Source organism: Flavobacterium celericrescens (genome assembly GCF_011392075.1).
GTDB lineage: Bacteria > Bacteroidota > Bacteroidia > Flavobacteriales > Flavobacteriaceae > Flavobacterium > Flavobacterium celericrescens.
This window is the reverse complement of sequence record NZ_JAAJBV010000031.1, coordinates 1-237: the sequence shown is the minus strand read 5'-3', so window position 1 is coordinate 237 and position 237 is coordinate 1. Positions and strand designations below refer to the sequence as shown.

Here is a 237-nt window from a genome sequence, read left to right as displayed (position 1 = left end):
CAGACGGTGACGGTACACCAGACTACTTAGATGTAGATGATGATGGTGACTTAGTAGATACAGAGTTTGAGAATCCAGATCCAAACGGAGACGGAAACCCTTCTGACGCGCAAGACACAGACGGTGATGGTACACCAGACTACTTAGATGTAGATGATGATGGTGACTTAGTAGATACAGAGTTTGAGAATCCAGATCCAAACGGAGACGGAAACCCTTCTGACGCACAAGACACAG

At 46.4% G+C, this 237-nt stretch carries 1 pseudogene; it reads left to right on the top strand.

What is annotated here, in order from left to right:
- Positions 1–237, top strand: a pseudogene (locus G4L40_RS13260) (FKBP-type peptidyl-prolyl cis-trans isomerase); the annotation flags it as partial.